The organism is Streptomyces sp. NPDC055815 (assembly GCF_053616475.1).
Window position 1 is genome coordinate 70620 of record NZ_JBSHDU010000020.1, and the last position, 12090, is coordinate 82709.

General features: G+C 73.7%; 9 protein-coding genes. 5 read left to right on the forward strand and 4 right to left on the reverse strand.

All coding sequences use genetic code 11. From position 1 onward, the window contains the following. Window positions 1–33 precede the first annotated feature (33 nt). The 3 genes from ACWGN5_RS15610 to ACWGN5_RS15620 all read right to left on the reverse strand — a co-directional run bounded on the left by ACWGN5_RS15610 (window position 34) and on the right by ACWGN5_RS15620 (window position 3352). Entirely contained in the window at window positions 34–486 is a 453-nt protein-coding gene (locus ACWGN5_RS15610) for a RidA family protein (RefSeq protein WP_453515160.1), read from the reverse strand. Between the two features lie 79 nt (window positions 487–565). After that, window positions 566–2194, reverse strand: coding sequence for an alpha/beta hydrolase (locus ACWGN5_RS15615; protein WP_453515162.1), 1629 nt, complete (start codon window positions 2192–2194; stop codon window positions 566–568). Between the two features lie 126 nt (window positions 2195–2320). Then, the gene (locus ACWGN5_RS15620; protein ID WP_453515164.1) at window positions 2321–3352 is read right to left on the reverse strand and encodes an Rv2578c family radical SAM protein; all 1032 of its coding nucleotides are present in this window, start codon (window positions 3350–3352) and stop codon (window positions 2321–2323) included. 147 nt (window positions 3353–3499) lie between these two features. Between ACWGN5_RS15620 and ACWGN5_RS15625 the strand changes: the two genes are divergently transcribed. Continuing rightward, on the forward strand, window positions 3500–3943 hold the full coding sequence (locus tag ACWGN5_RS15625) for an SRPBCC family protein (protein ID WP_453515165.1): 444 nt from the start codon (window positions 3500–3502) through the stop codon (window positions 3941–3943). A 238-nt stretch (window positions 3944–4181) separates the two neighbouring features. Next, window positions 4182–6647: an MFS transporter gene (locus ACWGN5_RS15630; RefSeq protein ID WP_453515167.1), complete on the forward strand. Its 2466-nt coding sequence runs from the start codon at window positions 4182–4184 to the stop codon at window positions 6645–6647. Window positions 6648–6657: 10 nt separating this feature from the next. On the opposite strand, the gene ACWGN5_RS15635 is transcribed toward ACWGN5_RS15630, so the two are convergent. Beyond that, window positions 6658–7839, reverse strand: a complete 1182-nt coding sequence (locus tag ACWGN5_RS15635; RefSeq protein ID WP_453515169.1) for a hypothetical protein — start codon at window positions 7837–7839, stop codon at window positions 6658–6660. Between the two features lie 165 nt (window positions 7840–8004). On the opposite strand from ACWGN5_RS15635, the gene ACWGN5_RS15640 reads away from it, so the two are divergent. From ACWGN5_RS15640 to ACWGN5_RS15650, 3 genes are all read left to right on the forward strand, one after another. Continuing rightward, window positions 8005–9825, forward strand: a complete 1821-nt coding sequence (locus ACWGN5_RS15640) for a hypothetical protein (RefSeq protein WP_453515171.1) — start codon at window positions 8005–8007, stop codon at window positions 9823–9825. Between the two features lie 95 nt (window positions 9826–9920). Further along, window positions 9921–10754, forward strand: coding sequence for a M55 family metallopeptidase (locus tag ACWGN5_RS15645; protein WP_369147453.1), 834 nt, complete (start codon window positions 9921–9923; stop codon window positions 10752–10754). Further along, the gene (locus tag ACWGN5_RS15650; protein WP_453515173.1) at window positions 10747–12081 is read left to right on the forward strand and encodes a M20/M25/M40 family metallo-hydrolase; all 1335 of its coding nucleotides are present in this window, start codon (window positions 10747–10749) and stop codon (window positions 12079–12081) included. Before ACWGN5_RS15645 ends, ACWGN5_RS15650 begins: the two co-directional genes overlap by 8 nt. Window positions 12082–12090: the final 9 nt, after the last annotated feature.

A 12090-nucleotide genomic window follows, 5' to 3' on the forward strand; every position in this document is an offset into this window, starting at 1 on the left:
CCGACTCCTACGCACGGAAGAGGAACATGCGCGTCAACGTAGCAGACGGAGCTCCGCCCCGGTCCCGTCCGGTGCCGCCGCGGCCTGCTCCGGTATCAGGGCGAAGGCCTCGATCTCCACGAGGAGTTCCGGGCGGACGAGGGCGGAGACCTGGACCGCCGAGCTCGCCGGCAGGGGCGCGCCCGCGAAGTGGGCGTCCCGGGCGTCCCGCACCGCCGGGAGGTGGGCCACGTCCGTGACGAAGTACGTCAGCTTCACGACGTCCCCGAAGCCCGCGCCGGCCGCCGCGAGGCAGCGCTCCAGGTTGGCGAAGACCTGGTGGGCCTGGGCCGCCGCGTCGCCCTCGCCGACGACCGCCCCGGTGGCGTCGAGGGCGCACTGCCCGGATATCGCCACGAACCGCCCCGTGCCCCACACGACGTGGCTGTACTGCGGGCTGGGCGCGAGGCCGTCGGGGGCGGGCACGTGGGTGAGGTGGCTCGTCATGCCCCACATCCTCGCGCACACCACTGACAGTGCCCGCCACCCCTTGCGGGGCGCGGGCACCGTGGGGCCGGGAAGGCCGTCAGCGGACGTGGCCCAGGAGGCCGTGGAGGGCGACGCCCGCCGGTTCCGCGCGGACGGCGCCGGCCCGCTTGCCGGACTTCTCCGGGGCCGACGGCGCGGCCGCGGTCACCGGCTCCGGCTCGGGCTCGGGGAGCGCGGCGCAGACCGCGTCCACCTCGGCGTCGCCGTCGCCGCGCGGGACCTTGCCCGTGGCGAGGTAGTAGGCCAGGTGCTCGTCGAGGCAGCCGTTCCCGCCGAGGGTCACCCCGTGGTTCCCGCCGCCCTCCTCGACGACGAGGCTGGAGCCGCGGATCAGCCGGTGCAGGGCCACCCCGCCCTCGTACGGCGTGGCCGCGTCGTCCGTGGCCTGCAGGATGAGGACCGGCGGCACCTGGTCGTTCGTGACGTCCGGCGGGGTCAGGGATTCCACCGGCCAGAAGGCGCAGGGAGCGTTGTACCAGGCGTTGTTCCAGGTCGAGAACGGCGCCTTCGCGTGCACGTCCCAGCTGTCCTTGCGCCACACGCTCCAGTCGCGCGGCCAGCCCGCGTCCCGGCACTGCACGCTCGTGTAGACCGAGTAGCCGTTGTCGGCGGCCGCGTCGGCCTCCCCGTACCGCTCGTAGGCCTCCTTCAGCGGCGCCGGGTCCGCGTCGTTGACGTACGCCGCGAAGGCGCTCGCGAGCCGGGGCCAGTAGCCGTTGTAGTACCCGCCCGGCAGGAAGGTGTCCTCCAGCTCGCCGGGACCGACCTTGCCGCCGGCCGGCGTCTCGCGCAGCGCGTCCCGCATCCGGTACCAGGCGGCCTCGACCGCCGCCGGGTCGGTGCCCAGCTTGTACACGGCGTTCTGCCGGGCCACCCAGGCCATGAAGTCCTTGTGGCGGGTGTCGAAGGCGTAGTCCTGCGCGATGTTGTCCTCGTACCAGACGCCGTGCGGGTTCACGACGGAGTCGAGCGCCATCCGCCGGACCCGGTCCGGGTACAGGCGCGCGTACACCGAGCCCAGGTAGGTGCCGTACGAGTAGCCGAGGTAGTTGATCTTCGGCGCGCCGAGCGCGACGCGGATGGCGTCCAGGTCGCGGGCGGTGCTCACGGTGTCGATGTACGGCAGCACGTCCGCGTACTTCTTGCCGCAGGCCTCGGCGAAGGACTGGGCCCGCTCGATCGCCGCCCGCTCGGCCGCGGCGCCGTTCGGCACCGAGTCCGCCCGCACGGGCGCGAAGTGGCCGGGCTTGCAGTCGAGCGCGGGCTCGCTCTTGCCGACCCCGCGCGGGTCGAAGCCGATGATGTCGTACTCGGCGGCCACCTTCGGGGGCAGCGAGGCCGCCACGTAACCGGCCATGCCGCGCCCGCTGCCGCCGGGTCCGCCCGGGTTCACAAGGAGCGGGCCCTGGAAGGTCCTCGCGGTGTGCGGGACCCGGGTGAGGGCGAGGGTCACCTTCCGCCCGGCCGGGTCGTCGTGGTTGAGCGGCACCTTCAGGGTGCCGCACTGGAGCCTGGGGTACGCCTTCGTGGCGCAGTCCGTCCAGGCGAGCGGGGGGAGCGGTCGGGGGGTCGGTTCACCGGCGCCCGCGGGGGCGGCGGGCAGGACGGTGACCGTCCCGGCGACCAGCGCTCCAGCGGCGATCAGCATTCCTGCGCGTGGGGTCATAGGGCGTTTGTGTCCCGAACCGGCGCCGAGGGGACCTGTTTCGCCCAGAGTTGACCCGAACGGAGGGCGATCCGACGGCGTGTCAGCTGACCGGTCCGATGATCGGCCCGGGATCGACGGGGCGTCTCAGAGGAGCGTGAGCTGCTCCGGGGCCGCCGCCGGGGAGGGCTCCTCCGGTACGGGGATCCGGCGCGCCGCTCCCCGGTGGGCGGGCCCGATGCCGAACTCGGCCGCCAGTTCGTGCACCTGACGGGTGATCCGGCGCTGGTACCAGGTCGGCGCGTAGGCCCCGTCCGCGTACATCCGCTCGTACCGCCGCACCAGGCCCGGGTGGTGCTCGCGCAGCCAGGCCATGAACCACTCCCGGGCGCCCGGCCGCAGGTGCAGCACGAGCGGGGTGACCGAGCTCGCGCCGGCCTCGGCGATCGCGCGGACCGTCGCGCGCAGCTGCTCGGGCCGGTCGCCGAGGAAGGGCACCACGGGTGCCATCAGGACCCCGCAGTCGATGCCGTGCTCGCCGAGGGTGCGGACGACGTCGAGGCGCCGCTGCGGCGAGGGGGTGCCGGGCTCGATCGTCCGCCAGAGCTCCTGGTCGGTGAAGCCGACGGAGACGGAAATGCCGACCTCGGTGACCCCGGCCGCCTCGGTGAGGAGCTCCAGGTCGCGCAGGATCAGGGTGCCCTTCGTGAGGATCGAGAAGGGGTTCGCCCGGTCCCGCAGCGCCGTGAGGATGCCCGGCATCAGCCGGTAGCGGCCCTCGGCGCGCTGGTAGCAGTCGACATTGGTGCCCATGGCGATGTGCGCTCCCTGCCAGCGCGCGGAGGCCAGCTGCCGGGCGAGCAGCTCCGGGGCGTTGATCTTGACGACGATCTGGGAGTCGAAGCCGACTCCGGTGTCGAGGTCGAGATAGCTGTGGGTCTTGCGGGCGAAGCAGTACACACACGCGTGCGTGCAGCCCCGGTACGGGTTGACCGTCCACTCGAACGGCATCCGGGAGGCGCCGGGCACCCGGTTCAGGATCGAGCGGGCCCGGACCTCGTGGAAGGTGATGCCCCGGAACTCGGGGGTGTCGAAGGTGCGGGTGGTGACCGCGTCCGTGCCGAACAGGGCGATGTCGGCGGGGGCGGCGGGGGTGTCGCCCAGATTGTCCCAGCGCATGGACGCCTCCTCGGTGGCTCTGCCTCGGCCGTTCGCTCAGAATAGAACACCTGTTCCCTTGATCGTTGCAACCCGGATTTCGCCCGCCGGAGCCCACGTGGTTCGCTTGGCCCACACCCCTGAGGAACCACAAGCTGGAGGAAGTCCATGGCGCAGGTCGAGGCCACCACCGAACGGATCATCGCCGCCGACGCGGAGACGGTGTTCGACGCGCTGGCCGACTACAGCGGTACGCGCGAGAAGGTGCTCCCCGAGCACTTCAGCGAGTACGAGGTGCGCGAGGGCGGCGACGGCGAGGGCACCCTCGTCCACTGGAAGCTCCAGGCCACCAGCAAGCGCGTCCGCGACTGCCTCCTGGAGGTCACCGAGCCCACCGACGGGCAGCTCGTCGAGAAGGACCGCAACTCCTCCATGGTCACCACCTGGACCGTGACCCCCGCCGGCGAGGGCAAGTCCCGCGCCGTCGTCTCCACCGTCTGGAACGGCGCCGGCGGCATCGGCGGCTTCTTCGAGAAGACCTTCGCGCCCAAGGGCCTCGGCCGCATCTACGACGCCCTGCTCGCCAAGCTGGCGGACGAGGTCGAGAAGTAACGCCCGGAGCGTTCACCGATTCGAGTGGATCGCCCGCGCCCCCCGTACCCGCGCAACCGCGTACCGGGGGCGCGGGCCTTCTCGTAAACGCGCTGATGAGCGACCCAAGTGCGCCGTGGTGCAGGGACGTTCACCCACCGGCGCGCCACCACCCTCCCGTACCGCCCGACTTGCTCCCCCTTCGCGCGCAATGCGAAGAATGGCGCGGCGCAGACGCCGTGACGAGGGGAGCAGACACGTGGGTGCGATCACGATCGTGAAAGGCGTCGAGGACGCCACGGGGGACGCGGAACCCCTGGACCCTCCGCCCACCGACCCCGCCCCACCGGCCGGCCCGGGACCCGCCGGCCTCGAACCCCGCCGCGTCCGGCTCGTCTTCTGCGGCCTCATGCTCGCGCTGCTCCTCGCCGCGCTCGAGCAGATGATCGTCGCCACCGCCCTGCCGAAGATCGTCGGCGAACTCCAGGGCCTGGACCGGATGTCCTGGGCGATCACCGCCTACCTGCTGACCTCCACCATCGGCCTGCCGGTCTACGGGAAGCTGGGCGACCTCCTCGGCCGCAAGGGCGTCTTCCTCTTCGCGATCGTCGTCTTCGTCATCGGCTCCGGCCTCGCCGGCTGGTCCCGCACGATGGACCAGCTCATCGCCTTCCGCGCCGTCCAGGGCGTCGGCGCCGGCGGCCTCATGATCGGCGTCCAGGCGATCATCGCCGACATCGTCCCCGCCCGGGAACGCGGCCGCTACATGGGCCTCATCGGCGCCGCCTTCGGCCTCGCCTCCGTCGCCGGGCCGCTGCTCGGCGGCTTCTTCACCGACCACGTCTCCTGGCGCTGGTGCTTCTACTTCAACGTGCCGTTCGGGCTCGTCACCCTCGCCGTCGTCGCCGCCGTCCTCAAGCTCCCGAAGCCCACCGCACGCGCGCGCTTCGACGTCCTCGGCGCCCTGCTCCTCGCCGCCGCCTCCACCTGCCTCGTCCTGCTGACCAGCTGGGGCGGCACCGAGTACGCCTGGGACTCCCGGGTCATCCTCGCCCTGGCCTGCGGAGCCGCCGTCACGGCCCTGCTCTTCCTGGTCGTCGAGCACTTCGCGCCCGAACCCCTCATCCCGCTGCGGCTGTTCCGCGACTCCGTCTTCACCGTCACCGCCCTCGTCGGCGCCGTCGTCGGCATCGCGCTCTTCGGCGCCGCCAGCTACCTGCCCAGCTTCCTGCAGATGGTCGAGGGCGCCAGCGCCACCGAGTCCGGCCTCCTGATGCTGCCGCTCATGGGCGGCATCGTCATCGCCTCCGTCGTCTCCGGCCAGCTCATCAGCCGCACCGGCCACTACAAGATCTACCCGGTGATCGGCGGCGCCGTCTCCGTCCTCGGCATGTGGCTGCTCTCCCGCATGGACACCGACACCCCGCGCCTCCAGCACAGCCTCTGGCAGGCCGTCCTCGGCACCGGCATCGGCCTGGTCATGCCGGTGCTCGTGCTCGCCGTGCAGAACTCCGTCCGCCCCGCCGACCTCGGCACCGCCACCAGCGCCCACAATTACTTCCGCCAGATCGGCGGCAGCGTCGGCGCCGCCGTCTTCGGCACCCTCTTCGCCTCCCGGCTCGACGACGCCCTCGGCGACCGGCTCGCCGGCGTCCTCGCCCAGGGCGGCCCCGTGTCACCGCCGCCCGCGGAATCGATCACCCCGGGGACCGTCCACAGCCTGCCGCCCGCCCTGCGCGACGCGTACATCCAGGCGTACGCGGACGCGATGCCGCGGATCTTCCTCTACCTCGTGCCGGTCCTCGTACTCGGCCTCGTCCTCGCCTTCTTCCTCAAGGAGAAACCGCTGGTGTCCCACCACAGCCCCCTCACCGAGGCCACCGACATCGCCTTCGAGACCGCCGCCCAGGCCGTGCCGCACGCCCGCCACGCCGCCCCCGCCCCGGCCGCCGTCACCCCCGCGCACTCCGGCGTACCCGTCTGCGGCACCGTCCAGCACCACGACGGCAGCCGCGTCCCCCGCGCCGCGCTCACCCTCATCGACGTCCAGGGCCGGCAGATCGGCCGCGGCGCCAGCGGCGAGGACGGCCGGTACGCCCTCAGCGTCCCCGGCGGCGGCGCGTACGTGCTGATCGCGGCGGCCGGCGGCCACCAGCCGCAGGCCGTCTCCGTCACGGTCGGCGACCGGCCGGTGGAGCTCGACGTCGTCCTCGGCGGCGCCGGCCGGCTCGCGGGCAGCGTCGTCACCGCCGACGGCACGCCCGTGCGTGACGCGGCCGTCACCCTCACCGACGTACGCGGCGAGGTCGTCGCCTCCACCCGCAGCGGACGCGAGGGCGGGTACGTCATCGGCGAACTCGTCGCGGGCGAGTACACGCTCGCCGCCAGCGCCCCCGCCTTCCGGCCCGCCGCGCTCCCCGTGAGCGTCCAGTCCTCCCGCGAGACCCGCCAGGACATCGAACTGGCCGGCGGCGCGGTGCTGCGCGGCACCGTACGGGCCGGGGGAGGGCGCCCCGTCGAGGACGCCCGGGTCACCCTCCTCGACGCCGCGGGCAACGTCGTCGACACCCTCACCACCGGCGCCGACGGCACCTTCCGCTTCATCGACCTGTCCTCCGGCGAGTACACGGTCATCGCCGCCGGGTACCCGCCCGTCGCCACCGTCCTCCAGGTGGCCGGCGGCGGCCGCACCGAGCGCGACCTCCAGCTCGGCCACGAGGACTGACCGCGGAGTCTCAGGAGGTGGTCGTCGCCTTGCGCAGCGCGCTGATGCAGGTGGCGATCGCCTCCTGGAGGGCTTCGAGGCGCTGGAGCATGTCCGCCTCGTAGATGTCCTCCTCCATCACCTCGTCGAGCGTCAGCTCCTCGAAGACCTTCGTCGCCTTCTGCAGGCTGTTGTAGAACTTCGTCCGCCGCTCCTGGACGCGCAGCGCCGGATCCTCCTCGACCGCCTTGGCGACCAGGCCCTTCACCGTGTCGTAGGCCTCGCCGGCCCACTCGCCCGCCTCCTCCGAGTCGTCCAGCTCGTCGAGGAGCGACAGGTGCCGCTCGGCCTCGGCCCGCAGCTCGGCCGGCGCCTCCACGGTCTGCCCGGCGGGGGTCTTGATCTGGCCGTTCTCGACGATCTGGCGCACGTACCCGATGCGGTCGGCGGCCTTCGCCTCGCTCGCCACCGCCTTCTTCAGGTCGTCGGTACGGGCGAAGGCCCGGGCCATCTCGGTCTGGAGGGCCGGGTCCTCCTTCATCCGGTCGAGCAGCGCCCCGCGCGCGGCCTCCGCCGTCCCCGGGTCGGCGAGGATCGCCGCCCGCAGCGCCGTCGGGTTCTCCGCGACCTCCAGCGCCTTCGTCGGCCGGATGCCCTCCGCCTCGGCCGCCGCGGTGATCGCCTGGCCGCGCACGGAGGACGCGCTGTTGCGGGAGGTGTAGTACGACAGCCAGACGTCCGCGTCCGGCAGCTCGATGTCCTCGCCCGGGACCAGCACCTCGAACTGCGGGACCAGACCGTCGTCGGCCGCCATGTCCCAGGCCTTGTAGTAGCGCATGACCCGCTCGGGCGAGCACCCCGCGAGCTGCGCGAAGGCCTTCGCCGAGACCTTCGTCCTGGCGGTCCCCTCGGCGGGCTGGCCGCCGGGACGGACGCTCCGGGCCACCTTGAGGGCGAAGGTCCAGCCGCCGGTCCGCGCGTAGACCCCGAAGTCCTCGGCGTCACGGACGACGACGGGGTCGTGGTCCTGGGCGTCCGGCACGTCGTCCGCGTCCTGGACGGCCTCTTCCGCCCCCTGGGGCTCCTGCGGCTCGGGAGCCGACGGCTCCCAGAACTCCGGCTCCTCCGCCATCACGGGCCCGGCGGGCTCAGGAACGACGACGGACTCGGTCTCGACGGGCGCGGATTCGGACGGGGTGAAGGCGATGGTCACCGAGAGCTCTCCGGAAGGTCGACAACGACAACTGCGGCCGACAGCCTATACGCACCCGTTGGCGATGTTTCGTCCGATTCGACGTCCGCCAATCGGGTGGCGCACCGGGCCGTCCCCAGGACACCATGCCCCCATGACTCACGGAATCGAGCTCCACCCCGCGCGGTGAGCGCCTCGCACGAGCGCTCGACGCTCGCCCCCGCCCTGTCCGACCACGCCCGCCGCCTGCGCGGCGCGCCCGTCCCCCGGGGCGGCCACCCCCTCCCCGACTCCGCGCGCACTCCGCGCCCCCGCGGCCCCGGCCCCCTCCACCACGAGGCACGCGCCCGCGTGACGGAGGTCCTCCGCGGCCTGCTCGCCGCGCCCGGCGCCGACCCGGAGACCGCCCTCGTGGCCACCGGGGTCCGCGACCGGACCGTCCTGCGGGCCGCCGCGACCCTCGACCACCCCGACGCACCGGCCGCCCGAGCCCTCGGCCGCCTCCTCGTCCGGACCGGGACCACCCTCGTCGGCGTGGCCGCCGGCATCGGGCTACTGAGCGTCCTCGGCGAACCCGAGGACGTGCCGTACCTGCGCGACCTCGGAATGCTCGACGGTCTCGACTCCGCCGCCGTCGAGGCCCTCACGGCGCTCGACCCGCCGGCCGCCGCGACGGTCAGCCTGGCCCACCGCGCGCGTGCGACCGGGCTGCGCGCCCTCGCCGACGCCCTCGTCTCCGGCCGTACGAACGACCTCCGGGCCCTCGTCGTGCGGGTGCCGGCCGACCGCCCCAGGGACGTCGGCCCCGACATGGCGCGATGGATCGCGGAGGCCACCCGGCTCCCCGCACTCCTCCGGGCCCACCCCGAGGACCCCGAACTGCTCGCCCAGGCGGTGCTCCTGCTGACGCGGATGACGAGCCGCCGCGACTACACGACCGCGCTCCTGGAGTACGGGGACGCCGTGGACCTGTACGAGGCGATCACCGCGCGCGTGGCCGGCGAGACCCCGTCGACCGGCCTCGACCGGCAAGCCCGGCTGCTGTCCCTCGCCCTCGACCTCCACAGCGGCGCCTCGCACCTCCTCGACTGGCCGCCCGGCCGACGCGAGCAGGTCCTCGGCGCCCTGCTCGCGGCGGTCGGGGAGCAGGCGGAGCGGGACACGGATGCCGGTGCCGATGGCGACGCCGATGCCGACCCGCGGGCGCGGCAGCGGGCCGCGTGGATCCGCCGCACGGCACCCCGCCTGCGCGCCGCCACCGCCTCGCCGGAGCCGCTCGCGACCGAGCCGCCCGTGGCGGAGCCGCTCGCGACGGAGCCGGGTCGTGTGCCCTGCCTGGGGATCGAGGTCGTCGTCGCCGACCCCGGCGACCCGGACGCCGTCGAGACCCGCTTCCTCGTCGACGGCCGGCCGTTCGTGCCCTGGGCGTTCGGCCGCGGGCCCGGCGACGCGCCCGAACGGCTCCTCGACACCGGTGCCCTGCGCGCCACTGCGGAGCCCCGCGCGGTCCGGCTCGCGGAGGCGTACTGCTCCGAGGGCTGCTGCGGCGCCCTCTACGTGACCGTGCGCCGGGAGGGCCCGCACGTGGTGTGGGGCGACTGGAGCCGCCCCGGGGCGCCGCGGGGACTGCCGGACCTGCCCGTCCTCCGCTTCGACGCCGCCGCCTACGACACGGAGGCCGCCCGCGCCGAGCGGGACCGGGGCTGGAGCTGGCCGGCCCGGGACACCGCCCGGCTGATCGCCCGAGGGCTGAGAGAGCAGCCGGCGCTCCTTGCCCGCTGGGGCCTGAGGCAGGGGTGGGCGAGCACGGAGTTCGGCGATCCGGACACGGCCGTGATCACCTACGACGACCTGCCTCCGACCCCCGGCGGCCCGCCGGACGCGCAGCAGCGGCAGTACGTGTGGAGGCTGCGCGACGACGGCACTCCGCCCGAGCGGCGCGCGGCCGCCGCGCTGCGCCGGTTCGCGGTGGAGGACCCCAGGCGGTATCCGGAACCGGCCCGGTGATCCGTACGGCCGTCCGGTGGGTGCCATTGGTCCACTCCAACGGCGGTTATCCACAGGGGTGGTAGGGCGGCCGGGCGGCGCGTACGGTGCCAGGCATGAAGATCCTCATCAGCGCCGACATGGAGGGCGCGACCGGTGTGACCTGGCCCGCCGACGTGATGCCCGGCACGCCCCAGTGGGAGCGGTGCCGCGCGATGTTCACCTCCGACGTGAACGCCGCGGTGCTCGGCTTCTTCGACGGCGGCGCGGACGAGGTCCTCATCAACGAGGCGCACTCGACCATGCGGAACCTGCTCCTTGAGCAGCTCGACGAGCGGGCCGAGATGATCACCGGACGGCACAAGTCGCTCTCGATGGTCGAGGGAGTGCAGCACGGGGACGTCGACGGCATCGCCTTCGTCGGCTACCACACCGGCGCCGGGGCTGAGGGCGTCCTCGCGCACACCTACCTCGCCAACTCCATCACCGGGGTCTGGCTCAACGGCGAGCCGGCGAGCGAGGGCGTGCTCAACGCCCATGTGGTCGCGGAGTACGGAGTGCCCGTCGTCCTCGTCACCGGGGACGACCTGACCTGCGAGGACGCCCTCGGGTACGCGCCGGAGGCGCCCAAGGTCGCCGTCAAGGACCACGTCTCGCGGTACGCGGCGGTGTGCCGGACCCCGGCCAGGACCGCCGCCGACATCCGGGCCGCCGCCAAGACGGCCACCGCGCTCGCCGTCCGGCACGAGCCGGTCCGCGGCGGCCCGTTCACCGTGGAGCTCGAGTTCGACGCCGAGCACCTGGGCGCCGCCGCCACGGTGGTTCCCGGCGTGGCGCGGAGCGGCGAGCGGCGCGTCGCGTACACCAGCGAGACGATGTACGAGGCAATTCGCACGTTCAAGGCGGTCACGACCATCGTCTCGGCCGCGGTGGAGGAGCAGTATGGCTGAGGAGGTCCGGGGCCCGGACACGACGGCGCTCGACGAGGTGGTCACCTTCACCTCCGAGCTCATCCGCATCGACACCACCAACTGCGGCGGCGGCGACTGCCGCGAGCGGCCGGCCGCCGAGTACGTCGCCGAGCGGCTCGCCGACGCCGGGATCGAGCCGGCCCTCCTGGAGCGGACCCCCGGCCGCACCAATGTCGTGGCGCGAATCCCCGGCACCGATCCCTCGGCCGAGGCGCTCCTCGTCCACGGCCATCTGGACGTGGTGCCCGCCGACCCCGCCGAATGGGCCGTGCACCCCTTCTCCGGCGAGGTCCGCGACGGGCTCGTGTGGGGGCGCGGCGCCGTCGACATGAAGAACATGGACGCGATGGTCCTGGCCGTCGTCCGGAACTGGGCCCGGCACGGCATCCGCCCGCGCCGGGACATCGTCCTCGCCTACACCGCCGACGAGGAGGCCAGCGCCGAGGACGGCTCCGGCTTCCTCGCCGACCGGCACGCCGCGCTCTTCGAGGGCTGTACGGAGGGCATCAGCGAGTCCGGGGCGTTCAGCTTCCATCCGCAGCCCGGCACCACCCTCTACCCGATCGCGGCGGGGGAGCGGGGCACCGCCTGGCTCAAGCTCACCGCCCACGGCCGGGCCGGCCACGGCTCCAAGGTGAACACGGCCAACGCCGTCACCCGCCTCGCCACGGCCGTCGCCCGGATCGGCCACCACACCTGGCCGGTCCGCCTCACCACCACGGTCCGCGCGGCCCTCACCGAACTGGCCGCGCTGTACGGCGTCGACGTCGACACGAGCGCCCCCGACCTGGACGTCGACCTCCTGCTCGACAAGCTCGGCCCCGCCGCCGCCCTCGTCGAGCCGACCGTCCGCAACAGCGCCAACCCGACGATGCTCGAAGCCGGTTACAAGGTCAACGTCATCCCGGGCCAGGCCGTCGCCTACATCGACGGGCGGACGCTGCCGGGCGCCGAGGAGGAGTTCGCCGCGACCATGGACGAGCTCACCGGGCCCGACGTGGAGTGGGAGTTCCACCACCGCGAGGTGGCCCTGGAGGCCCCGGTCGACTCGCCGACCTTCGCCAAGCTCCGGGCCGCCGTCGAGCGCTTCGACCCGGCCGGCCACGTCGTGCCGTTCACCATGTCCGGCGGCACCGACGCCAAGCAGTTCTCCCGGCTCGGCATCACCGGCTACGGCTTCTCGCCGCTCCGGCTGCCCCCGGACCTCGACTACGGGGCCCTCTTCCACGGCGTCGACGAGCGCGTCCCCGTGGACGCCCTGCACTTCGGCGTCCGGGTGCTCGACCACTATCTGAAGTCCGCGTAGGCTCGTGAC

Excerpts from the sequence above, each read along its gene's own strand:
- ACWGN5_RS15610 (WP_453515160.1), bottom strand. The coding sequence starts at position 486 with ATGACGAGCCACCTCACCCACGTGCCCGCCCCCGACGGCCTCGCGCCC.
- ACWGN5_RS15615 (WP_453515162.1), bottom strand. The coding sequence starts at position 2,194 with ATGACCCCACGCGCAGGAATGCTGATCGCCGCTGGAGCGCTGGTCGCC.
- ACWGN5_RS15620 (WP_453515164.1), bottom strand. The coding sequence starts at position 3,352 with ATGCGCTGGGACAATCTGGGCGACACCCCCGCCGCCCCCGCCGACATC.
- ACWGN5_RS15625 (WP_453515165.1), top strand. The coding sequence starts at position 3,500 with ATGGCGCAGGTCGAGGCCACCACCGAACGGATCATCGCCGCCGACGCG.
- ACWGN5_RS15645 (WP_369147453.1), top strand. The coding sequence starts at position 9,921 with ATGAAGATCCTCATCAGCGCCGACATGGAGGGCGCGACCGGTGTGACC.
- ACWGN5_RS15650 (WP_453515173.1), top strand. The coding sequence starts at position 10,747 with ATGGCTGAGGAGGTCCGGGGCCCGGACACGACGGCGCTCGACGAGGTG.